Below are 24,272 nucleotides of genomic sequence, written 5' to 3' on the forward strand. Positions count from 1 at the left end.
TTGATGCATCAACTTCAAGGGGAGGAACGCGCATGGCCGTGAGGACATTGGTGCGTGGTGGCATGGTGGTCAGCGTGGATCCGGAGGTGGGGGATCTGCCGCGGGGGGACGTGCTCATCGAGGACGGGCGGATCGCCGCGGTCGGTGCGACCGTGGACGCGGCCGGCGCCGAGGTGGTGGACGCCACGGGCAAGATCGTGATGCCGGGGTTCGTGGACACCCACCGGCACACCTGGCAGACCGCGTTCCGTGGCATCGGCGCGGACTGGACGTTCGACCAGTACCGCGTCGCCGTGCACGGCACACTCAAGCCCCACTACCGTCCTGAGGACGTCTACCTGGGCAACCTGCTCGGCCGGATCGAGGCGCTGAGCTCGGGTGTCACGACCATGCTCGACTGGTTTCACTGCTCCGACCGTCCCGAGAACGCCGACGCCGCGATCCAGGCGCTGCGCGAGGCGCCCGGCCGCTCGGTGTTCTGCTACGGCGCCATCGGGCCGGACATCACGCCGGAGATCACGCGCGTACGGGCACAGCTGCCGGACGACGGCATGGCGCTGGGCCTGCGCGGGCCGCAGCTCAGCACCATGGACGACACCGCCGCCGACGTCGCCCTGGCGCGCGAGCTCGGGCTGCGGGTGAGCGTGCACGTGCACGGCGCCACCGGCTGGCCCAGCGGCCGCCGTCCGGTCGCCGGCATGCGTGATCGAGGGCTGCTCGACGACCGTACGACCTTCGTGCACGCCAACGGCCTGTCCGACGACCAGGTGGCGATGCTGGCCGACGCGGGCTGTTCGGTGTCGATCAGCCCGGACGTCGAGCTGAAGATGGGCCTCGGCTGGCCGGAGACCGGACGCATGCTGGCCGCCGGGATCCGCCCGTCGTTGTCGATCGACGACTGCCCGTCCGTGGGGGGTGACATGTTCTCCACCATGCGTACGGCCTTCTCCGTGCAGCGCGGCCTGGTGACAGGGGGTGGTCTTACGGCGCGGGACGTCCTCGGGTTCGCCACGGTGGAGGGCGCGCGGGCGTGCGGGCTCGATGCGAGGACCGGCAGCATCACCGTCGGCAAGGATGCCGATTTGGTCCTCCTCGACGCCGAGGACCCGTCGATCTTTCCTGTCGGCAACCCCGTGGGCACCATCGTCGCCGCCGGTCATCCGGGGCTGGTGGACAGTGTCTTCGTCGCGGGCAAGGCGGTCAAGCGGGGTGGGCGGTTGCTCGGCGTGGATCTGCCGGCGCTGCGCGGCCGGCTCCTGGAGTCGCGTGAACGCATCGCGGCGGCGGCCGGCATCCCGATCGGCGGATCATGGGTGCCCGAGGCACGGTGAGCGGCCGGCCGACGCATCGGGGGGTCTGTCGCGGTGGTCCTCGGGCAGGCAGGCCTCGGGCAGGTGGGCTCCGGCCACCCGCCCGGGCTCGAAGGACCGCTCAGTTGTACGGGTTGTCGTAGGTGAGGGACTTGGTCCGGCTGTTGTACGTCTGGCCGGGGTAGAACCAGCCGCCCTGCACGTACACGGTGATGTTGGCGATGGTGGAGGGGTGGGTGTACTCACCGTCGTGGTGGTACAGCGACAACTGGCAGCCAGCCGGAGCTGGCGAGGTGCTCGTCTGGCCCGGATAGAACGTGCTGCTGCCGTTGACGGAGACGTACAGGTTCGGCCTGGGGTAGGACCCGCTGCCCCAGCACAGCCGGAGCGAATACCTGAACTTCGTGTTCCCGTCGTCGAACGCGACCGTGCCTGTCACCTGGGCGAGCATGAGGGGCGGACCGGCGTTCGAGGTCACCGTGATGGAAACGGGCAGGTCCGCGCCGTAGGTGGCGTGGGCGGGGGTGACGGGCATCAGGATCGCCACGAGGGTGGCGATGACGATGGCGGCGGAGCCGGCCGCACGACGTGCTGGCGAACGTGTCAATTCCAACCTCATCTCGTCAATGATGTCGGTGAAGCCCGCCCGGAGAGTACGGTCGGGACCCCAGGCCGTCCAGAGATCCGGTCGCGGGCGGCTGATTCGGCCCGGCGCTAAGGGCTGCGAGGGAGCCTGGGCGGACGGGGCGAGGTGTGCTCACCAGGCCGGGAATCGGGCCCGCGCGGCCGTATTGCCCGCGTAAAGGTTGAAAGTTTCATCGACGCGCCCCCGGGGACGACACGGCACACGGGGCCGAGGGGCAGGGCTTAGGGTCGGCGGATGGTGAAGATCCTGATCACGGGGATGTCGGGCACCGGCAAGTCCACGGTGTCGGAGCTGCTGGCGGCCAGGGGGCATCGCGCCGTCGACACGGATACCGACCAGTGGAGCCGCTGGGAGACCCTGCCCGACGGGACGGCCGACTGGGTGTGGCGGGAGCCGGCCATCAGTGAACTGCTCGCCGGCCACCGTGACGGTGCTCTCTTCGTGGTGGGCTGCAAATCCAACCAAGGACGGTTCTATCCGCAGTTCGACCAGGTCGTCCTGCTCAGCGCCCCCGCTGAGATCATGCTGGCCCGCATCGCGACCAGGACCAACAACCCCTTCGGCAAGCGTCCTGCGGAACGTGCGGCCATTCTGCGGGATCTGGCCGACGTGCAGCCGCTGCTCAGAGCGACGTGCACGGTTGAGATCGACACATCCGCGCCGATCGACGAGGTCGTGGGGCAGCTTGAAGGGCTGGCGGGCGGTCCCGAGGCTCCAGCCGGTACGGCAGGACGGTGAGCGCCGTCGTAGGCTGCCGACACGGGACAGAACGGACAGGAGGCTGACGTGGCTCGGACGACGGTGGCCAAGACCCCAATCCAGACGACTGCCCAAGCTCAGGCGACGGTGGCTGAGCTGATGGCCGAGCTGGCCGGGCTCGAAGACCCCCGGGCGCGTGAGGTGAACGAGCGGCACGGCGACGACCACGGCGTCAACCTCGGCAAACTCCGCGCCGTCGCCAAACGCCTGAAGACGCAGCACGACCTCGCCCTCCTGCTCTGGGCGACCGACGACACCGCGGCCCGGCTGCTCGCGCTGCTCATCTGCCGCCCGAAGGCGTTCTCGCAGGCCGAGCTGGACACCATGATCCGCCAGACACGCGCGCCCAAGGTGCACGACTGGCTCGTCAACTACGTGGTGAAGAAGAGCCCGCACGCCGAGGAGCTGCGTCGAGCCTGGTTCGCCGATCCCGATCCGGTGGTCGCGAGTGCCGGCTGGGCGCTGACCACCGAACGGGTGGCGAAGAAGCCGGAAGGTCTCGACCTGCCCGCGCTGCTCGACGTCATCGAGGCGGAGATGCGAGACGCCCCGGATCGCCTGCAGTGGGCGATGAACCACTGTCTGGCCCAGATCGGCATCGACCACGCCCAGCACCGCGCCCGTGCCATCGACATCGGCGAGCGCCTGGAGGTGCTCAAGGACTATCCGACGTCCCCGGGGTGCACGTCTCCGTTCGCGCCGATCTGGATCGACGAGATCGTCCGCAGGCGGCAGGGCGAATAGACCGGATCACGCGTCCCAGGTGACGGGGAGGCTCTTGAGCCCGTGGATGTCGGCGGTCTCGGGACGTAGCGGAATCTCTTCCGCGGGTACGGCCAGCCGCAGGCCGGGGAGGCGGTTGAGCAGCGCGGGGAAGGCGACCCGCATCTCGACGCGGGCCAGCTGCTGGCCCAGGCACTGGTGGATGCCGTGGCCGAAGGCCAGGTGGCCGCCGTCCTGCCGGCCGAGGTCGAGCACGTGCGGGTCGGTGAAGCGCTCGGGGTCGCGGTTGGCGGTGCTGTACGACAGCAGAAGCGTCGTACCGGCCTTGATGCTCTGCCCGCCCAGCTCGACGTCCTCCAAAGTCACCCTGGTGAACATCTTGGCCACGCTCAGATAGCGCAGCAGCTCCTCCACGGCCGGCTCGGTGAGCGTGGGATCGGCGCGCAGCGCGGCCAGCTGCTCCGGGTTGCGCAGCAGCGCGAAGGTGCCCAGGGCCAGCATGTTCGCGGTGGTGTCGAAGCCGGCCGACAGCAGGATCAGCGCCATCCCGCGCAGCTCCTCGTCGGTGAGGTCGCTGTCGAGCAGGTCGCTGAGCACGTCGTCGGTGGGGTTGGCGCGCTTGGCGGCGACCAGTTCGGCGAGGTACTCCTGGGTGGCGAGGTAGGCCGCGTACAGCTCCTCGTCGGCCGCCTCCCCGCCGAGGAACTTGTCGATGTGCTCCTGGAAGGAGCCTCTGTCCTCGTACGGGACTCCGAGCAGCTCGCAGATGACGACGGCGGGGATGGGCTTGGCGAACGCGGTGACCAGGTCCGCCGGCGGCCCGGCCTGCTCCATCGCGTCCAGGTGCGCGGCGGTGACCTGCTCGACCCGCTCGGTGAGCAGCCGCATCCGCCGCACGGTGAACTTGCCCACCAGCGGTTTGCGGTAGCGGCTGTGCTGGGGTTCGTCCATCAGCAGGAACTCGCCGGGCGGCGCAGGAGGGACCTCGATGTCGCCGTAGTCGATCAGCGGGTGGTGGCGCATGAGCTCCTTGCGCGAGCTGAACCGGGGGTCGGCCAGCACCGATCGGACCAGGTCGTAGCCGGTGACCAGCCAGCCCTCGTGCCCGCCGGGGAAGGGGTAGCGGCTGATCGGGCCGTGCTCGCGGGCCTGGAGCAGCTCCTTGGGCGGGTCGAAGGGGCAGCCGGACGGCCGCGCGGCCGGCAGCGCCGACGCGGTGTGGACGGTTTCGCTCATGGCCGTGCCTGCTTTCGCGATAGTACGTGTTCGGCTCAGCATGAAAGCTACGTTGCATTCGGAATGAGGTCAATCGGCGACAGGGAGTTTGCCCAGCTAAAGGCCGATAAATTGATGCAATGACCCTGTCCGTGAACGCAATGCCGCGTTGCAATGACTGGCGGCGAAGGCAATACTGACGGCATGCCAGGAGGACGGTTGACCCAGCGCGAACGCCAGCACATCGCCGCCGGACTCGCCGGCGGGCTCTCCTACGCCGAGATCGCCCGGCGGCTCGACCGGCCGACGTCGACGGTCAGCCGCGAGATCGCCCGCAACGGCGGCCCCGGCGACTACCGGCCCCAGCAGGCGCACCAGGCGACGGTCCGGCGGGCCAGGCGGGGCACGCCGGCGCCGCCGCGCGCGGACGAATCGCCGGACAGCGTCGTGGAGGCGGAGATCCTGGAGCTCGCGGTCAAGACGGGGCTGCCGAAGCTGACGGCGCGCGTCCACTTCGACCTGCTGCTGTCCGAGGACGGCAGACGCACCGCGGCCGAGCTGACCACCCGGCTGAAGGTCAGCCCCGCGTCCGTCTCCGTGGCCGTCAACTTCCTGGTCGAGCAGGGGTACGTCCGGCGCGAGCGCGACCCGCGACGGCGCCGCGACATCTACGTGGTCGACGACGACACCTGGTACCACTCGGTCATGATCAGTGCCCGGCAGACACTGGATACGGTGCGGGCCGCGCTGGCGGCGAAGGAGACGTTCGACCCCGACAGCCCGGTGGGGCAGCGGCTGGCCAAGGGCGGGGCGTTCCTGGAAAGGGTCTGCCTGGACATCATGGAGTCGGCCGAACGCTCACGCCACCTCCTCGCCTGACGTTCAGCTGAGAGCGGGACTCGAAGGAGCAGCGGGCCGGGCGTAATGCGCGGCGACCGCGGTGAACGCCTCCTTGGGCTCCCACGGCAGGCCGGGATAGGTGACGCCGGTGCGGCCCGGTTCGTAGACCTTGACGATGCCGGGGCTGGCGAGGTCGAGGTCGTCACGGGGGTCGCCGTCGGGGCGGTGCGGGTAGTTGTAGAGGGCGAAGAGGTACAGGAAAGCGCTGTCGACGCCCTCCTCGTCGAAGATGTCGAGCAGTTCGGTCAGGTACGCGGCTTGTCCGGCCTCGTCGCGCTCGTACGCGCCGTCGATGCGGGTGCGGCCGGTGACCTCGTCGTGGCGGGCGATCTCCATGCTGCGCGGGGCGACGTCGGCCGCCCCACGCCAGGTCGCGCAGGCGAAGCCGGTGATCGCGACGGGCTTCTGCCGCGCGGTGACGATGGCGCGTACGCCGTCGCGGAACCGGTCGGCGACCTCGGCGGAGCGGATGAGTTCGAGCGTGACGAAGTCGAACAGGTCCCAGTCGACCTGTTCGAACTGGATGGCGGCGTACGTCACCTTCCCGTGGAAGCGCTCACGTACGGAAGGCACGACCTCGCGGAAAAAGGCGTTGAGCCGGCTGCTCACGGTGGCGAGCCGTTCCGGCCTGCCGTCCGGGTCGGCCAGCAGGTGGCCGAGCCGCTCGGCGATGGTGTCGCCTTCGACGAACCCGCGGTTCATGATGCTCAGCTCGACGCCGGCCACGAACACGACCTCCGCCCCCTCGGCCCTGAGTCGCTCGGCCCGCTCCGCGCAGTCGGCGAACAACGTGCGGATCTCGCCGAGAGTCAGCTCCAGCGGGTACGGCGAGAACCAGACCTCCAGCCCGAGCCGGGCGGCGTGACGCGCGGCGATCTCCAGCCGGTCGGGGTCGCCGCCGACGAGGTGGACCGCGTCGCAGTGCAGGTCGTCGCGGATGATGGTCAGCTCCCGCAGGACCACGTCGGGGTCGAAGGGCTCGCGGGAGCTGGGGTGGCCGGGAAGGCCGATGAAGCCGGTGTCGTAGGCGATGCCTCTGGCTCGCATGGGGTGGGTCCTTTCGTACGGATGATGGCGGATCGACCGTACCGCAAAAAGATGCGTGCGCGCAAAATTGCGTGTACGTAAATTTGCGCGGGAGTAGGCGATCCTGGGAGGGTGGAGGGGTGACTACACGCCGTCCGGGTCTGCGGGAGCGGAAGAAGCAGGCCACGAGGGAGGCGCTGCGGGTCGCCGCCCTGCGGCTCGCCCTGGAGCAGGGGCCGGAGAACGTCCGCGTGGACGACATCGCCGACGCCGCCGGCGTGTCCCCGAGGACGTACAACAACTACTTCTCCAGCCGTGAGCAGGCGATCGTCGCAGCCGTCACCGCGGACAGGGAGTCGCGCATCGCCGCGGCCGTGACCGCCCGGCCGGCCGGCGTCAGCCTGTCCGAGGCCGTGATCGACGCCGTCGTCGAGCAGTTCACGGATCCGGGCGACGAGGCGCGGGACGCGCTGCTGATGATCACAACCAGCCCCGCACTGCGCGAGACCTACGCCGAGACCGCCGGGTCGCTGGCCGGGCCGCTCGCGGAGGCGCTGGTCGAGCGCACGGGCGGCATGGACCGGCTCGCCGCCGAGGTGCTGGCCGCCTGCGTCGGCACGGCGGCCAAGCTAGCGCTCCAATCGTGGCTGTCGTCGGTCGGGGCGTCGTTCGGAGCGTCGGCGGGCGGGCTGGAGAGCGCGTCGGCCGGCGGGCTGGTGGTGGTGCCGTCCGGCTCGCTGCCCGACTTGATGCGGGCCGCCTTGTCGTCGCTCGCCCCGGCACTCGACGCCGCCGCCCCGGCGAGTCCGGTCCTTGAACAGAGCGAAGGTGATCGGGAATGAACAGGATCGAGCCGCTGGTGCTCGCCGGGGTCCTTCTGCTGGTGGCGGCGGGGTGTGGCGGTCAGGAGCCTGTGAGCGTACGGGCGACGCCCGCCGCGACGCGCCCCGGCGAGCCGACCACCTCTGCGCCGACCACCTCCGCACCGCCCGCCGATGTCGGGCTGCGCAAAAGTGACATTCGCTGGAACGGCGAAGGCGATCCGTACAACGCCATGGCCGAGCTGGACGACGGCCGGCGGGTGGCCATGCACTATCGACGTGGCAAGGGCCTCTATGAGCAGCACTCCAGCGGCCCGACCGGCACCTGGACGCGGCCGCGCCTGATCTACGGCACGAAGACCGAGGCGTGCCAGGGCATCGAGCTCCGGGCCTTCGGAAAGACCGTCGCGGCCATCGCGGACTTCGGCGACTACTGCTCGGACGGCGAGCCGCCGATGGAGTCGATCGCCGCCGTGGGCGTGAGGGACCTGCGCACGTGGGCGCACCATCTCACGCGGAGCTTCGACGGCTGGGAACGGATCTCGGCGGGCGACGGCGGGAACCAGATCACCTTCAAACGCGGATCGTCCGTGTTGCGGTGGAGCAGGACCGGCGGGTTCACGAAGTGAGCGCGAAGGCGGCCGTCCGCAGGTCAAGCGAAGTGAGCGCGAAGGCGGCCGTCCGCAGGACAGGCGGAGCGAGCGTGAAGGCGGCCGTCCGTAAGGCGGGCGAAGGATCGCGGCTCAGCCGGCGGGCGGTGCTGCTGGCCGCCGGAGGCGTGCTCGCGGGCTGCTCCTCCCCGCGCTCCGCCGCCGGTGTGACCGACATACGCCTGGCCACCGGACCGGCGGGCGCGGTGTACCGGCGCATCGGCGGGGCGCTGGCCGCGCACATCTCCGAGCAGGTGCCCGGCGCCACGGTGGTCACCGTACCGAGCGGGGCGTCCACCGACAACATCCAGATGTTACGGGCGGGCGAGGTGCACCTGGGCCTGACCAGCCTCGACGCCCTCATCACGGCCGACGGCAGCGCGCCGCGCGGGCTCTCGGCGATCTGCCGCCTGTACGACAGCCACCTGCACCTGGTGGTCATGGCCGGATCGAAGATCGAGAAGTTTCGTGACCTTCAGGGCAAGCGCATCTCTCTCGGCGCCCGCGACTCGGGCACGGAGTTCACCTCGCTGCGGCTGCTGCGGCTCGGCCGGGTGGAGACAGAGAGCCGCAACCTCAGTCAGGCCGAGTCGGCGGCAGCGCTGCGCGACGGCGCGATCGACGCGATGTTCTCCCTGACCGGCGTCCCGACACCGGCCATCACGGAGCTGGCGCAGCAGCACGCGATCCGGCTGATCCCGATGGACGCGCAGGCTGACGGGCTGTTCACGGCGTTCCCCGGCCCGTACGCGCCCGCCATGATCCCGGCGACCGCCTACACGGGTGTCCCTGCCACCCGTACCGTGGCGGTGCCGAACGTGCTGCTCGCCCGTGACGACCTGCCCGCCGACCTGGTGTACGCCATCACCGACACCATCTTCACGCACACCCGCACGATCACCTCGGCCAGCCGCGACGAGGCCGAGGCCGTTCCGGAGGCGTGGCAGATCAACGTGCGCACCGGGATCGCCACCGCCTCGGCCCCGCTGCATCCTGGCGCGGCCGCCTGGTTCAGAGAACGCAAACGCTGACCGTTCAGTGTTGAACGCAAACGCTGACCGTCACCGTTGAACGCGAACGCTGAGGTCAGCTCGGCGCGAGCCACCAGCCACCAGCCTCAGTCCGTTTCGGTCACGACCGGCAGCGCGACGACCGCCGCGAACCCGTGCCCGTCCCCGCCGGGCCGAGGCAGGCCGTCCTCCAGCCGCAGCTCACCCCCGGCAGCCCCCACCAGATCGGCACAGATCGCCAGCCCCAGCCCGGTCCCCGGCACGTTCTGATGCCGCGGCGACCGCCAGAACCGCCGCACCGCCTGAGCCCGTTCCGACACGTCGATCCCCTGACCGTCGTCACGGACGGCGATCTCAACGGCTCCACCGGCGACGCGGGCGCTCACCGCGACCAGCCGCGCGTCCGACAGCCGCAACGCGTTGCTGATCAGCTCGTCCAGGATGCTGCCCAGCCCCCCGGGCGGCTCCAGCAGCCGCAACCCGGCCGGCACCTCGACGGTCAAGGTCTGCCCCGCCGTCGCCGTCAACGCCCGCCACCGCTCCACCCGGGTCGCCAGCACCGCGTCCAGATCCACGGGCGACGCCGTTCTGATGCTCTCCATCCGGGCGCTGGCCTGCAGCGAGTTCAGCATCCGCTGCATCGCCTTGAGCTCGTCCACGGCGACGTCGTACACCAGACGCCCTTCGCCGTTCTGCCGCAGGTGCGGCTCCAGGCTCTCGACGGCCAGCCGGAGGCTGGTCAGCGGGTTGCGCAGCTGGTGCGAGGCGTCCGAGACGAACGCCCGCTGCCGCTGCACGGCGTTCTCGACCGCGTCCATCATGGTGTTGAACGACTCCGCCAGCCGCCGCAGCTCGACCGGGCCCGCCTCGGCGTCGGCTCTGGTGGTGAGGTCGCCCTGGGAGATGCGTGAGCTGGCCGCGTCCAGTTCGCGCACAGGCCGCAGCACCCACGCCGACACCGGCCAGGCCACGGCCGTCAGCGCGACCAGGGGGAGCAGGCCGAGCGCGGCGAGCTGGGCCCACTGGAGGAGGATGCCCTGCCTGGTCTTCGACAGGTCGGAGATGGTCACGACGGCGCCGACGACCTCGCTGTCGCGGCCCACCGGCTCGGCGACCACGAGCGCGGAGTCGTCCCACGGCGTCCAGTCGCCTGACGGCTCCGGCCGCGTCCCGGCCAGCGCCGCGGTCACGATGCGGGGCAGCGCGGGCTCGTTCCTGGCCGCCTTCTGGTACGCGCCGACCGGCCCGATCAGCACCGTGCCCGAGGTGTCGATGACCGCGACGGGGATGCCGTAAAGCTCGTGGTAGCGGGCCAGCTCCCGGTGCAGCGCCTCGGTGCGGCCGGTCGAGAGCGCGGTCTCGGCCAGGGAGGCGAACCTGCCGACGTCGTTGAGCCGGTCGACGTACGTCTCCTGGATCTCCCGCTCGGCCACGCTGACGCTGAGCGGCAGCCCGAGCGCGGCGACGAGCAGCACCGCGAGGGGCACGAGGACGACCAGCAGGCGACGATGCACGGGAGATCAGCCGATCAGCTCCGGATGGTCGGCCAGGAGCCGATATCCGACCCCGTGGATCGTCCGGATGATGACGGCGGGCCCGACCTTGTGGCGTAACGCGGCGATGTGGGTGTCGAGGGTGCGGCTGGAGGATTCCCAGGTCGCGCCCCAGATCTGGTCGAGGATGACGTCGCGGCTCACCACGTTGGGCGCCCGGCGGGCCAGCAGCAGGAGCAGCTCGAACTCCTTGCGGGTCAGCGTCACGGGAGTGTCCTCGACGGTGACCTCGCGCGTGCCGACGCCGATCCGCATCGGGCCGAGGACGAGCGGCTCGTCGGGATGGCTCAGGGCGCGGGCGACCCGGGTGCGCCGCAGGACGGCGTCGATCCTGGCCAGCAGCTCGGGGATGCCGAACGGCTTGACGATGTAGTCGTCGGCGCCGGCGCGCAGGCCGCGGACCCGTTCGTGCTCCTCCGAGCGGGCGGTCACGGCGATGACGGCGGTCTCGGGGCGGTCGCGCAGCTTGCGGATCACGTCGAGCCCGTCGCCGTCGGGCAGGCCCAGGTCGACGAGGACCACGTCGGACGGTGCGGCGCGCACGGCCTCGGCCGCGGTGGCCAGGCGATGGACCTCGAAACCCGCCTGAGCCAGGACCGTGACCAGGCCCCGCGCCACGCGGTCGTCATCCTCGATGATGGTGATCCGCATACCGGATTGTACGACCAGCGTCGCCACCGGCGTTAGCCCCCGAGTTCTTGGGATTTCTCTGACATCTCGCACATTCCTTGGGATTCCTCTGACACCATCCGCGCCCCCGCCATTCGACACTGAGTCGGCGCACTCACCGACAAATGCGCATGCGCTGACGAGGAGGCCGCGACATGAGAACGTTCAGCAGGTACAGGACCGCCACGCGGATGATCACCGCGATCGGTGTGGTCACGCTCGTCGCGGCCTGCTCCGGCAACGGCGGCACGGGTGGGGGCACGACGGCCTCGACCGGCGCCGGCTATCCGGAGCAGAACATCACGTTCGTGGTGCCGTTCAGCGCGGGCGGCCCGACCGACACCGTCACCCGCCTGATCGCCACCCCGATGGCGGCCAAGCTCGGCGGCAAGATCGTCGTGCAGAACGTCGAGGGCGCGGGCGGCACCGTCGGCGCCGGCGAGGTCTCGCGCGCGGACCCCGACGGCTACACCGTGCTGATGCACCACATCGGCATGTCCACGGCGCCCGCGCTCTACCAGAACCTCGGCTACAAGCCGGTCGAGAGCTTCGAGACGATCGGCCTCGTCACCGAGGTGCCGATGACGATCGTCGCGCGCAAGGACTTCGAGCCCAAGACCCTGCAGGAGCTGGTCACCTACGTGAAGGCGAACTCCGGCAAGGTCACGCTGGCCAACGCCGGCATCGGCGCCGCCTCCCACCTGTGTGGCCTGCTCTTCCAGAGCGCCACCGGCGTCAAACTGCAGGAGGTCCCGTACGAGGGCACAGGACCCGCGCTGACCGACCTCGTCGGCGGCCAGGTCGACTTCATGTGCGACCAGACCACCAACACCAGCGGCCAGATCACAGCGGGCGAGGTGAAGGCGTACGCGGTCACCACGCCTGAGCGGGTGAAGAGCCTGCCCGACCTGCCCACCACGACCGAGGGCGGGCTGCCCGACCTCAAGGTCAGTGTCTGGCACGGCCTCTACGCGCCGAAGGGCACGCCGAAGGAGGTCGTCCAGAAGCTGTCCGAGGCGTTGCAGGCGGCGCTGACCGACCAGAAGGTCATCGACCAGATGGCCAAGCTCGGCACCGCCCCGGTCCCGGCCGCGGACGCGACGCCGCAGGCGCACCTGACCAAGCTCCAGGAGCAGCTCGGCACCTGGGCGAAGGTCATCGCCGACGCCGGCGTGAAGGCCTCCTGAGTGGAGCGCCGCCGGTCTCTCCCCGACGTCCTCGCCGGGGGGATCTTCGTCCTGATCGGTGGCGCGTTCGTGGCGGGGTCGCTCGGCTACGAGCTGGGCACCCCGCTGCGGATGGGCCCCGGAGCCTTCCCGCTGCTCGTCGGCCTGATCGTGGCCGGGCTGGGCCTGGCCATCGTGGTCAAGGGCCTCGTCGCCGGCGAGGTGATCACGTTCGGGCCGATCCCGTGGCGGGCGGTCGCCGCCATCACGGTCGCGGTCCTGTTCTTCGGCTTCACCGTACGCGGCCTCGGGTTCGTGCCGACGTCGGCGGTGACGGCCCTGCTCACCACGCTGGCCAGCACGCGCGTACGTCCGCTCATGGCCCTGGCCGTGGCGGCCGGGCTGACCGCGGCCAGCACGCTCATCTTCGTCGTCGGACTCCAGTTGCGGATCCCGCTCGTGGGCCCGTGGCTGGGATTCTGACGCGGCTTCCGGATTGAGGCATGGAACTCCTCGACAACCTCGCCCTGGGCTTCTCCACCGCCCTCCTGGTCCAGAACGTCCTCTACTGCTTCGTGGGAGTGCTGCTCGGCACGGCGGTCGGCGTACTGCCCGGCATCGGCCCGACGGCGACGGTGGCGATGCTGCTGCCGATCACGTTCAGCTTCGAGCCGGTCACCGCGCTGATCATGCTGGCCGGCATCTACTACGGCGCCCAGTACGGCGGCTCGACGACCGCCATCCTGATCAACCTGCCCGGCGAGTCGTCGGCGGCGGTCACCGCGCTCGACGGGCACGAGATGGCCAAGCAGGGCCGGGCCGGCGCGGCGCTGGCCGCCGCCGCGGTCGGGTCCTTCGTCGCGGGCACGATCGCCACCGTCGCGCTCGCCGTCGCCGCCCCGCCGCTGGCCCGCGTCGCGCTGCAGTTCGGGCCGGCCGAGTATTTCGCGCTGGTGCTGCTCGGCCTGATCGTCTCGATCGCGCTGGCCCGCGGCACGGCGCTCAAGGCGCTGGCCATGATCGCGCTCGGCGTCCTGCTCGGCACCGTCGGCCAGGACATCTACACCGGCACCCCCCGCTTCGTGTTCGACCAGCGCGAACTGTACGGCGGCATCGACTTCGTCTCCGTCGCCGTCGGCATGTTCGGGCTGGCCGAGATCCTGCGCAACCTGGAGAACGAGCAGACCCGCACGGCGATTGTGGGCCGGGTGAAGAACCTCTGGCCCACCCGCGAGGACCGGCGCAGGATCATCGGCCCCATCCTGCGGGGCACCGGACTCGGCGCCGCGCTCGGCGTCCTGCCCGGCGGCGGCCACGTGCTCGCCTCGTTCACCTCGTACGCCGTCGAGAAGCGGATCTCGAAGCGGCGGCACGAGTTCGGCAGCGGCGCGATCGAAGGCGTGGCAGGCCCCGAGTCGGCCAACAACGCCGCCGCGCAGACCTCGTTCATCCCGCTGCTCACCCTGGGCCTGCCCGCCCACCCGGTGATGGCGCTGATGGTCGGCGCGTTCATCGTGCACGGCATCACCCCGGGACCGAACGTCATCACCGACGAGCCCGCGCTGTTCTGGGGCCTGATCGCGTCGATGTGGATCGGGAACGTGCTGCTCGTGCTGCTGAACCTGCCGCTGATCGGGATCTGGGTGCGCATGCTGCACATCCCGTACCAGGTGCTGTTCCCGATGATCATCCTGTTCGCGTCGATCGGCACGTACTCGCTGAGCTTCAACGCCTACGACGTCTACGCGATCGTCTTCTTCGGGCTCCTGGGCTACGTGCTGATCAAGTGCGGCTGCGAGCCGGCGCCGCTGCTGCTCGGCTTCGTCCTCGGGCCGCTGCTGGAGGAGAACCTGCGCCGGGCGCTGATCATCTCCCGCGGCGACGCGTCGGTCTTCCTGACCCGGCCGATCTCCGCGGTGCTCCTGGCCCTGACCGTGGCGGCGCTCGTCGTCGCCATGCTGCCCGCGATCCGCCGGCGCCGCGAGGTCGTCTTCACGGAGGAGGAGTCGTAGTGCTCAACGCCGCCAGACGAACTCCAGCCATGGCGGTGCCACCGCCATGAAATGGTGCCAGCTCCCCGGCTCCGCCTCGGCGTCGCCGTCGTCGACCTCGGCCAGGAAGCGCAGGGTGAAGCCCTCGGCGACCAGGCTGTTGACGATGCGGCTCAGCGTCTGCCGGTATTCCCTGGGCCGCTGCACGGTCCGGCCGCCCGGCTCGCGCTCGTAGACCCAGTCCTGGTCGGGGTAGCTCGTCTCGGCCCCGTCGGTGTAGGGCTGGTCGAGCGGGTAGCCGGCGCCGTTCCAGGCGTGGTGGGTGAGCCCGGAGTAGAACGGGTTGGCGCACATCAGGTAGTAGTGGCCGCCCTCGGCGACCACCCCGGCCACCTCGCGGAAGACCACCCGCGCGTCGGGGACGAAGGTCAGCGAGTACGGATGCCAGACCAGGTCGAACGCGGAGCCGCCGAGGGCCGACAGGTCCCGCATGTCCCCCTGGACGGTACGGACGGCGACGTCGTAGTGGTCGGCCGCCTGGCGGTCGCGTTCGAGCTGGCCCGAGGAGATGTCGAAGACGGTCACGTCGGCGCCGAGCAGGGCGAAGGCGGCGGACTGCTGGCCGCCTCCGCTCGCCAGGCAGAGCACCTCCGCGCCCGCCACGTCGCCGGGCAGGCCGAGCCGTTCGAGGCCGAGATAGGCGCGGGCGCTGTGCTGGTCGAGGTCGAGCATGGGCCTGGTGAACAGGGCGTCCGCCGCGACCAGGGCCTGCCAGCGCTCTTCGTTGTAACGATAGACACCGTCCCGCATGGCCGACAGCGTAGCGATCTTCTTGGTACGCGGTCGAGCGCATTGTTGACAGCCGGGGGCGGGCGCCGCTTCAATGGCCGGGCGTGTCGTGTGACGCCGATCGGGAGGACGTCGGCGGGTGGGCGGCACCGTTCACCAAGGGGATGATCATCGTGGACTCACACGTCACAGGTCGCGCCTGAGCGCTCAGCGCCCGCGCGTCATCCCCGGCTGACCGGCTCCTTGCCGATGCACTGATCAGGTCTTGTCGGCGTACCGATCAGGTCTTGTCGACGTACCGATCAGGTTGGTGCGTGCTGTCCGGGCGATGATGATGCGCCGTTTCCGGCTATAACCGCACTTTCCCGGTTACCGGCTCTTTCACCGCGTCTTCGCGGCGTCCGGCTGTTTCGCCGCGCCCGCGCGGTGCCCGGCTTTCGCCGCGTCTTCGCGGCTTCGGCCTTCCCACCGCGAATCTTCGCGGTCATCTCAGCGTGCCCGTGTGCCCCTGCGTGCCTCGGGCGATCAAAGGACCTCCTTCTCATGAACATCACCCACATCCCCGCCACCCCGCAGGAAGCGGACGGCGTCCGTGCCCAGATGGGCGGGCTGTTCTCCGCCCCGCCGTCTCTCGGCGGCGACGCGAGCCTCGACCCCGTGCTGCCGTCCGTCGGCGGCGTGCCCGGCGCCTGGGTCACGGCCGGCGGAGTCACTCCGGAGGCCGGCGTCACCCTGTACGTGCACGGCGGCGGCTTCTCCATGAGCAACCCGCCGATGGAACGGATCATGGCTCACCGCCTGTCCAAGGCCACCGGCCGCCCTGTCTACGCGGTGGACTACCGCCTGGCGCCCGCCCATCCGTACCCGGCCGCGATCGAGGACGTGCTGGCCGCGTACCGGGGGCTGCTCGGGCAGGGGGTGCCGGCCGGCCGGATCCTGCTGGTCGGCGAGTCGGCCGGCGCCACGCTGATCCTCTCGGCCCTGCTGCTGCTCGCCGCCGCCGGGGACCCCATGCCCGGCGGAGCCGTCCCCGTCTCGCCGATCACCGACTTCGCGACCTCGTTCCCCGCGCCGGGCGAGGGCGGCGGGCGCGACTCGATCGACCCGTCCATCATGGAGCCGATCGCCGCCCAGTACCTCGCCGGCGCCCGCCCCGACGAGGCGCCGCAGTCGCCCGCTTACGGCGATCTGCGCGGGCTCGCACCGCTTCTGCTGTCGGTCGGGGGCGACGAGATCCTGTTGCCGGATGTACGCCGCTTCGCCGAGGCGGCGTCGGCGGCGGGAACGCCGGTGGACCTCGACGTGTACGAGGGGATGCCGCATGCCTTCCACGCGGCCGTACTGGTCGCCGAGGGCGAGCACCTGCCCACGACCAGGACCTTCCTGAGCCGGCTGGCCACGTGGGCCGGACGGCGCTGACGTAAAACCTCCGCTGAGCAGGGCGGGCAGGACTGGTTTCCCGGCAGGGTGCTCGCCCCGGACTTGAGACGAGTAGGCTGTCTACATATAGACGTCTTCGACCCACCGGAAAGGGGCATCCCGATGAGTGATGACCAGCACACGGCATCCGTCGTCCCGGCCGTCCGGCTCATCGCCCTGCTCATCGCGGGGATCGTCGTCGGCAACGTGCTCGTCACGCTGCTGATGGACCGGAACCCCGCCCTCGGTGCGGACGAGCTGATCGCCTTCGGCGGCGGCGCCCTGCTGGGGCTCGTCGCCGAGTTCGGCATCTTCCGCCGCAACCGAGGACGGGCCGGTCGTACCCACTGATCGGCCCGCTGACCGGCCCGGCTCAACCGGTCGAACCCGCTGACCGGCCGGAGCGGCGCGGTGTCCGCTTTGGGATGAGTTGGGACGGGTCGGTTCCGCTCTGGGATGAACGGGACCGTCCGCTGTCCGCTCTGGGATGAACGGCCGGGGGCGGGCCGAGCGGGCGGGTTAGCCTCGGATCATGACGTGGGAACCCGCTGCCGAGGGAGTGCTGAGGCTGCCCTCGGGGCGTCTCGTCCGGGGCAGGGGTCTGCGATATCCGCTGCCATCGGGGCCGCTGCCGGCCTTCGCCCTCTACCTGCTGGGCAAGCCGCCGCCACCGGTCGAGTGGGAGCACCGGTGGTTACGCTGGCCCGACTTCTGGCTTCCCGCCGACCGGGCGGCCACCGTCGAGGCCCTGCGCGAGGCGTGGGAGCGGGCCGGGTCCGAGCGCGTCGAGGTCGCCTGCGGCGGCGGGCGCGGCCGCACCGGCACCGCCCTGGCCTGCCTGGCCGTGCTCGACGGCGTGCCCTCTGACCAGGCGGTGGCCTACGTCCGCGAGCACTACGCGAAACACGCCGTCGAGACCCCCTGGCAGCGCCGCTTGGTAGCCCGCTTCGACGCGGGCCGGCCCGACCACCCCTGACCGCCGACCTTCGGCTTACTCCACCGTTCGTAAGATCTGCTCGATCGTGGTGGTGCGTGCGCGAAGTTCCGCCAGGTCGGCGGCTACCCGTTGCTGGGCGTCCATGGTGTTCTCGGCCAACTGCTCGAAGCGCTGCACGAGCCGGCGCAGGTCGTCCGCCTGAGCGGCTTGAAGCTTGGACTTGCGGGACTCGAACAAGCCCACGATGACCACGCTGATGAGGAATGTGACGAGGATCAGCACACCGAGAAAGAAGATCACCTCGGGCCAGGTCATGGGCATCGGGAGGGCTCCTAGCGTCCGGGACCCTCGGCGGGGTCGGGGGTGGTGAGTGTCTTGGCCGCCTCGGCCAGTGTCGACGCGGTCAGGTGCAGGCTGAAGTCGGTGACCTGGTAGTACTTCATGGCCTTGCCGTCGTCCGACAGTTCCAGGCTGCCGGCGATGAGACCGGCGGCCTCCAGCCGGCGCAGGTGCATGTGCAGGAGCGGGCGGCTGATGCCGATCACGCGAGCCAGGTGGCTCACGTAGTCGCGTCCGGCGGCCAGTTGCGCGACGATGCGCAGCCGCAGGGGGTTGGCCAGCGCCGCCAGCATCTCGACCAGGTCGTCACCTGTCGGCCCGGCCTCCGTCATAGCTTCCCATCACGTGTAAGTGCGCTGTTACAGGTGCAACGGTAACACCGGCCGCCGTGCGCCTGCCAGCACGCCGTTTCGCGTTGTGGCTACGCGACCTCGGCCGGTTCTCGCTGCTCGGCCTCCGCCCGTCGGCCGATGAACGGGGTCCTGGTGCCGGCGAAGGTCAGCCCCACCGCCAGGCACACGAGTGGGATCGCCGGGATCACGTACCGGACGTCGAACGCGGCCAGGAACGGCGGCGAGACGGCCAGGGCGAGCGCGGCGACCCCGGGCAGGAGCGCGTCCCACCGTCGCCGGAGCGGCGCCGCCACCAGCGCGCCGACCAGGGCCAGCATGAGCAGTGGGAACGGCACGTACCCGAACCGCTGGTACGCCCGCAGCCACCCGGCGAACGGCTCCACCACCCGCGTCGCGGCCGGCCCGGCCTCGTACGACTCGGCCACGCCGCGGACGGACTCGCTGATGGGCCGCTCCGAGGTGGGCAGCTTGTACGGCGTCTTCTCGTCCACGGCCGTCCGCTCCCAGCGCAGCAGCTGGGTGAGATCCGTCGCGACGGCCCCGAGGTAGCCCCCGGGCTGGGCGAGAATGGCCTGCCTGGCGAACTCGCCGGCCAACTGGTTGCGGTTGGCCGCCCCCGGCACCTTGAGCAGGGGCGAGAAGCTCTCCCACAGCCAGTGCGGCGGATAGGGCCGCTGCGCCACCGGCATATCGGGGCAGAGCACGGCCAGTCGTTCCGGCGGCTTGATCACCGCGCAGTCGGCGAAGCTCATGGTCCTGGACCACAGGAAGTTGCCGTCGGCCTCGGTCAGGCCGAACTTGCCCTTCTCCACCTTCATCCAGGTGGCGTACGCGCCCAGCGGAATCACCCCGGCGACCAGCAGCGCGACGAGGGGGCGCCAGCCGTACCGCCTGATCAGCAGGTAGGCGGCGGTCAGGATGAGCAGCGGCAGGCCGACCGTCCTGGTGATCCCGGCCAGCCCGAGCAGCAGCCCGCCCACGGCCGCCGTGGTCGGCGAGACGCGCCAGACGATGAGTGCGACGGCCGCCGTGACGAGCACGACGAAGACCGCGTCGGCCATGATCATGTGTTCGAGCAGCAGGAGGAACTCGTCGTACAGCAGCGGGGTGACCAGCAGCGCGGCGCCCCAGCCCGGCAGGCCGCGGCGGCGCAGCAGCGCGTACACCGTGACCGCGAGCGCCAGCCCGAGCAGGTGCTGCAGGACCGTGACCAGGGTGAGGCTGTGCGCGGGCCGCAGCACGGCGAGGAGCAGCGAGTATCCGGACGGTCGCGTCGTCCCGGGCGTCAGCTCCTCGCGCAGGAACGCGAAGGAGTCGCCGTAGAAGAGGATGGCGGGAGGGAAACCGAGCACGGCCAGCACGCGCAGCCCGATCGCCGGCAACATGGTGATCATCAGGGCGCGATGGGCCAGCATGATCCGCTTCCTCCGTGTGTCCGAGCCACCACAATAGTGGACATCTCGCTCAGGTAATCGGGCGTTTCACTGCGCCCCTCCGCGACCGTTCACCGCGCCTCGCCACGACCGCCGGGGCGGCCGGCTGCGTGCAATCGCGGCGCGGAGCTTGTCGGAGGCCATTTCCGAATGACATTCTGGAATTGTTGTCGCCCCGTCCCCGCCTCCGGAGGGATGCATGACAGAGCGCCCGACCATCGACAGGGACGCCCTTCGCCGCAAATACCGCGAAGAGCGCGACAAGCGGCTCCGGCCGGACGGCAACGACCAGTACCTCCGCCTCACCGGTCGCTTCGCCCACTACCTCGACGACCCCTACACCCCGATGACCGAGCGCGACCCCAAGACCGACCACGTGACCGTTGCCTTCATCGGCGGCGGCTTCGCCGGGCTCGTCACCGGAGCCAGGCTGAAGGAGGCCGGCATCGACGACGTGCGCATCGTCGAGAAGGGCGGCGACTTCGGCGGCACCTGGTACTGGAACCGCTACCCCGGCGCCCAGTGCGACACGGCGTCGTTCGTCTACATGCCGCTGCTCGAAGAGACCGGCCACATGCCGACCGAGAAGTACGCGCACGCCCCCGAGATCCTCGAACACTGCCGCCGCATCGGCAAACACTTCGGCCTGTACGACAACGCCCTGTTCCACACCGAAGTCCTGGACCTGACCTGGGACGAGGCCCGCTCCCGCTGGATCATCAGAACCAACCGCGGCGACGCGTTCACCGCCCAGTTCGTCGCCATGGGCATCGGCCCGCTGCACGTGCCGAAACTGCCCGGGATCCCGGGGATCGAGGAGTTCGGCGGCCACTCGTTCCACACCAGCCGCTGGGACTACGACTACACCGGCGGCGACCCCACGGGCGCGCTCATGGACCGGCTGGCGGACAAGCGGGTCGCCGTCATCGGCACCGGCGCCACGGCCGTGCAGTGCGTCCCGCACCTGGCGCGGGCCTGCGCCGAGCTGTACGTCTTCCAGCGCACGCCCTCCTCGGTCGACGTACGCGACAACCGGCCGACCGACCCCGGCTGGTTCGCCACGATCGCCACGCCCGGCTGGCAGCAGCGCTGGCTGGAGAACTTCACCGCGAACCAGACCGGCGGCGCGGCCGACGAGGACCTGGTGATGGACGGCTGGACCGACATCGCCCGCCGCTACCGCTCCAAGATCAGCGCCATCCCGCGAAGTGAGCTCACCCAGGAGAACATGCTGGCCGCGTTCGAGGACTCCGACTTCGAGAAGATGGAGGAGATCCGCGCCCGCGTCGACAGCATCGTGCGTGACCCGGAGACCGCGCGGCGGCTGAAGGCGTGGTACCGCCAGCTCTGCAAGCGGCCCTGCTTCCACGACGAATATCTGCAGGCGTTCAACGTACCCGGCACCCACCTCGTGGACACCGACGGCAAGGGCGTGACCCGGATCACCGAGAAGGGTGTGCTGGCGGCGGGGAAGGAGTACGAGGTCGACTGCGTGATCTACGCCTCCGGCTTCGAGGTCGGCACCGACTACACCCGCCGGGCCGGCTACGACCTGACCGGGCGCGACGGGGTCCTGCTGTCGGAGCGCTGGGAGCGGGGCATGCGCACGCTGCACGGCATCCACGCGCACGGCTTCCCGAACGCCTTCCTCGTGCAGCCGACGCAGGGCGCCAACCTCATCTCCAACATCCCGCACAACCTGACGGAGGCGGGCAGAACCATCGCCGCGACCGTCAAGCACGCGGTCGAGCACGGGTACGCCCAGGTCGAGGCGTCGGCGGAGGCCGAGCAGGGCTGGGTCGAGCTGCTGCTGTCGGGCGCAGGCCGCATGCTCGGCTCCCCCGACTGCACCCCCGGCTACTACAACAACGAGGGACGGGACCTCGGCATGAAGGACCGGCTCAACGTCGGCCACCCGCACGGGGCGGTGGCGTACTTCGCCTTCATCGACCGATGGCGGACGTCGGGTGCGTTCGAGGGCCTGACGTTCCGCACGTAACCACCAAGATCCGGCACCTAGTACCTTCGTCCCCCATGAGCTACGACCTTTACTTCACCCGCCGCGCCCCCGGCCAGTCATGGGACGAGGCGCTGGAGGCCGCCGACGCGCGGGCGGAGCCGCTGCGGCCCGACCTGGAGGCATGGGAGAACATCGTCGGCCGTACCCGCGAGCTGCTGGGCGAGGTGCGCATCGTCGAGTACCCGCCGAACTGGGAGCTCGACCACGAGGACACCGGCATCTCGGTCAATCACTGGGAGGGCGGCTGGGAGATGAGCGTCCCCTACCGGACCCATGGCGAGGAGGCCCGCCGGGTGGTCGGGCTGCTGTACGAGGTGGCGGCCGTGGTGACGAGCGAGTCGGGGTTCGAGTGCTTCGACCCGCAGCTCGGGCAGCCGGCGGCGGAGGTCGGGGATCTGGGACGCGCGGTGGAGCTGTTCGACGCCGTGGCGGACCGGTACGGCCGCCGGGGCACCGTGACCGCCTGACGACGCGCGGTCCGTACCCGGTGAACGGACGCGACGATCGGGCGTGCTGAACGGGGTGTCGTGAGCGGGCTCGGGTGGGCGAAATGCTCTACCCAGCACTACTGTCTGCCCTCCCACCAGCGGATACGGTCACAAGGTGCTCAACAGGACCGCCCTCGAAGCCCTGACGCGGCGCCCCCTCCCGTTCCTGGCCTCCGCCTGGCCGTGGCGTGGCGCGGCGTACCTGGTGGCCGGAGTCGTTCCAGGGACGGCCGCCGGGCTCGTCGCCGCGGCGGCCTACGGCGGCACGCTGGTCACCCCGGCCCTGGGCGTCGTGACGGGCCTGGCCGCCCTGGCCGGGGCGGTCCCGATCGTCGCCCCCTTCGAACGCGCCCGGCTGCGCCTGGTGGACGCCGTCCCGCTGCCGGTGACCCAGGACAGGCGCGGGCGCGAGGCCGGGCTGGTCGTCATGACGCTGCTCGCGCTGTGGTGGATCGACCTGGTCATGCTGGCGGTCACGGTCGGCGGCCCCCTGGTCGTGGCGCTCACCTGGTTCGTCCAGCCGGAGGCGACGCCGGTCACCGGGGTGCTGGCCTTCGTCGCGGGTGTCCTGCTGCTGCCCGTGGCCGCGTACACGATCACCGCCTGGGCCGGGGCGAGAGGGGCCATGGTGCGTGCGGTGCTGGCGCCGCAGGGCTCCGAGCTGAACGAGGTGCTGCGGTCGCGGGCGCGGCTGGTGGACGCGTACGAGACGGAACGCCGCAGGATCGAGCGGGACCTGCACGACGGCGCGCAGCAACGGCTGGTCGCCCTGACCATGACGCTCGGGATGGCCGGGCTGGACCTGCCCGGGGACTCCGAGGCGGCCCGGCTGGTCGGGGCGGCCCAGGCGGAGGCCAAGCAGGTGCTGGCCGAGCTGCGCGAGCTGATCAGGGGCGTGCACTCCCGGGTGCTCACCGACCGAGGGCTGGCGGCGGCGGTGCACGACGTGGCGGGGCGCTCGCCGGTGCCCGTGGACGTGGACGTGTCCCTGCCGGGCCGGCTGCCCGCGCCGGTCGAGGTGACCGCGTACTACGTCGTCAGCGAGGCCCTGACGAACCTGGCCAGGCACGGCCGGGCCACCAGAGGGCACGTCACCGGCCGAATCGAGGCGGGCACGCTGGTCGTCGAGGTACGCGACGACGGCGTCGGCGGCGCCGATCAGGCGAAGGGGACGGGGCTGACCGGGCTGGCCGACCGGCTGGCGGTGGTGGGCGGAAGACTGTCCCTGTCCAGCCCGCCCGGCGGCCCGACCCTGGTCCGCGCGGAGATCCCCTGCCCATGAGCGCGCGAACCCGTGCCGGGCAGAGTTTTCCTGTCCGTGAGCGCGAACCTGTACCAGACGGACTGTCAATGAGCGCGAACCCGCAGACCGCGAAGGGAAGGAAGAGCACGTGCGCGTGGTGATCGCCGAGGACGCCGTCCTGCTCCGCGAGGGCCTGGCCGGGCTGCTCGAACGCTTCGGCCACACCGTCGCCGCCGCCGTCGGCGACGCCCCCGCCCTGATCGAGGCCGTCGCCGCACACCGCCCCGACGTGGTGGTGACCGACGTGCGGATGCCGCCCGGCTTCGCCGACGAGGGGCTGCGGGCCGCGCTGGAGCTGCGCCGACGGGATCCGGCGCTGGCGGTGCTGGTGCTCAGCCAGTACGTCGAGCAGACGTACGCCGGCGAACTGCTCGAAACAGGAGCGGGTATCGGTTACCTGCTGAAAGACCGCATCGGCGACGTACGCGAGTTCGTCGAGGCCCTCGACCGGGTGGCCGCGGGCGGCACGGTGGTGGACCCCGAGGTGGTGCGCCAGCTCCTGCGGCGGCGGCGCGACCCGCTGGCCCGGCTGACCCCGCGCGAGCACGAGGTGCTGGGCCTGATCGCCGAGGGCCGGTCCAACGCCTCGATCGCCAAGGAGCTCTACGTCACCGAGGCCGCCGTGGCCAAGCACATCGCCGGCATCTTCGCCAAGCTCGACCTCCCGCCCGCCGCCGACGGGCACCGGCGGGTGCTGGCCGTGCTGGCGTACCTGCGCGGCTGACGCGGGTAGGTCGCCAAGGCATATGCCA

At 70.9% G+C, this 24,272-nt stretch carries 26 protein-coding genes; 17 read left to right on the top strand and 9 right to left on the bottom strand.

Features of this window, described 5'->3' with window-relative positions; all coding sequences use genetic code 11:
• Positions 1-32 precede the first annotated feature (32 nt).
• Positions 33-1,331, top strand: a complete 1,299-nt coding sequence (locus tag AB0C28_RS02855; protein ID WP_358072921.1) for an amidohydrolase family protein — start codon at positions 33-35, stop codon at positions 1,329-1,331.
• Between the two features lie 100 nt (positions 1,332-1,431).
• Here AB0C28_RS02855 and AB0C28_RS02860 read toward each other — a convergent pair whose 3' ends face one another.
• Positions 1,432-1,929 (bottom strand): hypothetical protein, encoded by a 498-nt coding sequence (locus tag AB0C28_RS02860; RefSeq protein WP_357839418.1) that lies wholly within the window; start codon positions 1,927-1,929, stop codon positions 1,432-1,434.
• Positions 1,930-2,190: 261 nt separating this feature from the next.
• Between AB0C28_RS02860 and AB0C28_RS02865 the strand changes: the two genes are divergently transcribed.
• On the top strand, positions 2,191-2,694 hold the full coding sequence (locus AB0C28_RS02865; RefSeq protein ID WP_358072923.1) for an AAA family ATPase: 504 nt from the start codon (positions 2,191-2,193) through the stop codon (positions 2,692-2,694).
• A 120-nt stretch (positions 2,695-2,814) separates the two neighbouring features.
• The gene (locus tag AB0C28_RS02870; RefSeq protein WP_357840654.1) at positions 2,815-3,459 is read left to right on the top strand and encodes a DNA alkylation repair protein; all 645 of its coding nucleotides are present in this window, start codon (positions 2,815-2,817) and stop codon (positions 3,457-3,459) included.
• 6 nt (positions 3,460-3,465) lie between these two features.
• Here AB0C28_RS02870 and AB0C28_RS02875 read toward each other — a convergent pair whose 3' ends face one another.
• Positions 3,466-4,674 (bottom strand): cytochrome P450, encoded by a 1,209-nt coding sequence (locus AB0C28_RS02875; protein WP_358072925.1) that lies wholly within the window; start codon positions 4,672-4,674, stop codon positions 3,466-3,468.
• Between the two features lie 198 nt (positions 4,675-4,872).
• Between AB0C28_RS02875 and AB0C28_RS02880 the strand changes: the two genes are divergently transcribed.
• Positions 4,873-5,532, top strand: a complete 660-nt coding sequence (locus AB0C28_RS02880; protein WP_358072927.1) for a MarR family transcriptional regulator — start codon at positions 4,873-4,875, stop codon at positions 5,530-5,532.
• A 3-nt stretch (positions 5,533-5,535) separates the two neighbouring features.
• On the opposite strand, the gene AB0C28_RS02885 is transcribed toward AB0C28_RS02880, so the two are convergent.
• Positions 5,536-6,600: a hypothetical protein gene (locus AB0C28_RS02885; protein ID WP_358072929.1), complete on the bottom strand. Its 1,065-nt coding sequence runs from the start codon at positions 6,598-6,600 to the stop codon at positions 5,536-5,538.
• Between the two features lie 119 nt (positions 6,601-6,719).
• Between AB0C28_RS02885 and AB0C28_RS02890 the strand changes: the two genes are divergently transcribed.
• The 3 genes from AB0C28_RS02890 (at position 6,720) to AB0C28_RS02900 (ending at position 9,081) form a co-directional block, all read left to right on the top strand.
• On the top strand, positions 6,720-7,421 hold the full coding sequence (locus AB0C28_RS02890) for a TetR/AcrR family transcriptional regulator (RefSeq protein WP_358072931.1): 702 nt from the start codon (positions 6,720-6,722) through the stop codon (positions 7,419-7,421).
• Positions 7,418-8,029: a hypothetical protein gene (locus tag AB0C28_RS02895; protein WP_358072933.1), complete on the top strand. Its 612-nt coding sequence runs from the start codon at positions 7,418-7,420 to the stop codon at positions 8,027-8,029. The genes AB0C28_RS02890 and AB0C28_RS02895 overlap by 4 nt, the downstream gene beginning before the upstream one ends.
• A 74-nt stretch (positions 8,030-8,103) precedes the next feature.
• Positions 8,104-9,081 carry a TAXI family TRAP transporter solute-binding subunit gene (locus AB0C28_RS02900; RefSeq protein ID WP_357839398.1) on the top strand — a complete coding sequence of 326 codons (978 nt, stop codon included), beginning with the start codon at positions 8,104-8,106 and terminating at the stop codon, positions 9,079-9,081.
• Between the two features lie 86 nt (positions 9,082-9,167).
• Here AB0C28_RS02900 and AB0C28_RS02905 read toward each other — a convergent pair whose 3' ends face one another.
• A complete protein-coding gene (locus tag AB0C28_RS02905) occupies positions 9,168-10,574 on the bottom strand; it encodes a HAMP domain-containing sensor histidine kinase (protein WP_357839395.1) in 1,407 nt (468 codons plus the stop codon).
• 6 nt (positions 10,575-10,580) lie between these two features.
• Positions 10,581-11,264 carry a response regulator transcription factor gene (locus AB0C28_RS02910; RefSeq protein ID WP_346102073.1) on the bottom strand — a complete coding sequence of 228 codons (684 nt, stop codon included), beginning with the start codon at positions 11,262-11,264 and terminating at the stop codon, positions 10,581-10,583.
• Positions 11,265-11,437: 173 nt separating this feature from the next.
• On the opposite strand from AB0C28_RS02910, the gene AB0C28_RS02915 reads away from it, so the two are divergent.
• From AB0C28_RS02915 to AB0C28_RS02925, 3 genes are read left to right on the top strand one after another with little or no spacing between them, the layout of a single operon-like run.
• On the top strand, positions 11,438-12,469 hold the full coding sequence (locus tag AB0C28_RS02915; protein WP_357839392.1) for a tripartite tricarboxylate transporter substrate-binding protein: 1,032 nt from the start codon (positions 11,438-11,440) through the stop codon (positions 12,467-12,469).
• Positions 12,470-12,931 carry a tripartite tricarboxylate transporter TctB family protein gene (locus tag AB0C28_RS02920; protein WP_358072935.1) on the top strand — a complete coding sequence of 154 codons (462 nt, stop codon included), beginning with the start codon at positions 12,470-12,472 and terminating at the stop codon, positions 12,929-12,931.
• Positions 12,932-12,951: 20 nt separating this feature from the next.
• Positions 12,952-14,460: a tripartite tricarboxylate transporter permease gene (locus AB0C28_RS02925; protein WP_358072937.1), complete on the top strand. Its 1,509-nt coding sequence runs from the start codon at positions 12,952-12,954 to the stop codon at positions 14,458-14,460.
• A gap of 3 nt (positions 14,461-14,463) precedes the next feature.
• Here the strand turns inward: AB0C28_RS02925 and AB0C28_RS02930 are convergent, their stop codons facing one another.
• Positions 14,464-15,249, bottom strand: a complete 786-nt coding sequence (locus AB0C28_RS02930) for a class I SAM-dependent methyltransferase (protein WP_358072939.1) — start codon at positions 15,247-15,249, stop codon at positions 14,464-14,466.
• A 522-nt stretch (positions 15,250-15,771) separates the two neighbouring features.
• On the opposite strand from AB0C28_RS02930, the gene AB0C28_RS02935 reads away from it, so the two are divergent.
• The 3 genes from AB0C28_RS02935 to AB0C28_RS02945 all read left to right on the top strand — a co-directional run bounded on the left by AB0C28_RS02935 (position 15,772) and on the right by AB0C28_RS02945 (position 17,623).
• Positions 15,772-16,647 carry an alpha/beta hydrolase gene (locus tag AB0C28_RS02935; protein ID WP_357839379.1) on the top strand — a complete coding sequence of 292 codons (876 nt, stop codon included), beginning with the start codon at positions 15,772-15,774 and terminating at the stop codon, positions 16,645-16,647.
• A gap of 123 nt (positions 16,648-16,770) precedes the next feature.
• A complete protein-coding gene (locus AB0C28_RS02940) occupies positions 16,771-16,998 on the top strand; it encodes a hypothetical protein (RefSeq protein WP_357839376.1) in 228 nt (75 codons plus the stop codon).
• A 181-nt stretch (positions 16,999-17,179) separates the two neighbouring features.
• Positions 17,180-17,623: a protein-tyrosine phosphatase family protein gene (locus tag AB0C28_RS02945; protein WP_357839374.1), complete on the top strand. Its 444-nt coding sequence runs from the start codon at positions 17,180-17,182 to the stop codon at positions 17,621-17,623.
• 15 nt (positions 17,624-17,638) lie between these two features.
• Here the strand turns inward: AB0C28_RS02945 and AB0C28_RS02950 are convergent, their stop codons facing one another.
• The 3 genes from AB0C28_RS02950 to AB0C28_RS02960 all read right to left on the bottom strand — a co-directional run bounded on the left by AB0C28_RS02950 (position 17,639) and on the right by AB0C28_RS02960 (position 19,691).
• A complete protein-coding gene (locus tag AB0C28_RS02950; RefSeq protein WP_358072941.1) occupies positions 17,639-17,899 on the bottom strand; it encodes a hypothetical protein in 261 nt (86 codons plus the stop codon).
• A gap of 17 nt (positions 17,900-17,916) precedes the next feature.
• Complete coding sequence (locus AB0C28_RS02955; protein ID WP_357839368.1) at positions 17,917-18,255, bottom strand: winged helix-turn-helix domain-containing protein; 339 nt, start codon at positions 18,253-18,255, stop codon at positions 17,917-17,919.
• 89 nt (positions 18,256-18,344) lie between these two features.
• Positions 18,345-19,691: a hypothetical protein gene (locus tag AB0C28_RS02960; RefSeq protein WP_358072943.1), complete on the bottom strand. Its 1,347-nt coding sequence runs from the start codon at positions 19,689-19,691 to the stop codon at positions 18,345-18,347.
• 217 nt (positions 19,692-19,908) lie between these two features.
• On the opposite strand from AB0C28_RS02960, the gene AB0C28_RS02965 reads away from it, so the two are divergent.
• From AB0C28_RS02965 to AB0C28_RS02980, 4 genes are all read left to right on the top strand, one after another.
• Positions 19,909-21,708, top strand: coding sequence for an NAD(P)/FAD-dependent oxidoreductase (locus AB0C28_RS02965; protein ID WP_358072945.1), 1,800 nt, complete (start codon positions 19,909-19,911; stop codon positions 21,706-21,708).
• Positions 21,709-21,743: 35 nt separating this feature from the next.
• Positions 21,744-22,196 (top strand): hypothetical protein, encoded by a 453-nt coding sequence (locus tag AB0C28_RS02970; RefSeq protein ID WP_358072947.1) that lies wholly within the window; start codon positions 21,744-21,746, stop codon positions 22,194-22,196.
• A gap of 136 nt (positions 22,197-22,332) precedes the next feature.
• The gene (locus AB0C28_RS02975) at positions 22,333-23,499 is read left to right on the top strand and encodes a sensor histidine kinase (protein WP_358072949.1); all 1,167 of its coding nucleotides are present in this window, start codon (positions 22,333-22,335) and stop codon (positions 23,497-23,499) included.
• Positions 23,500-23,608: 109 nt separating this feature from the next.
• On the top strand, positions 23,609-24,244 hold the full coding sequence (locus AB0C28_RS02980) for a response regulator transcription factor (RefSeq protein WP_358072951.1): 636 nt from the start codon (positions 23,609-23,611) through the stop codon (positions 24,242-24,244).
• Positions 24,245-24,272 lie beyond the last annotated feature (28 nt).

The sequence above is a fragment of the Nonomuraea sp. NPDC048892 genome, from assembly GCF_040649735.1.
Lineage (GTDB): Bacteria > Actinomycetota > Actinomycetes > Streptosporangiales > Streptosporangiaceae > Nonomuraea > Nonomuraea maheshkhaliensis.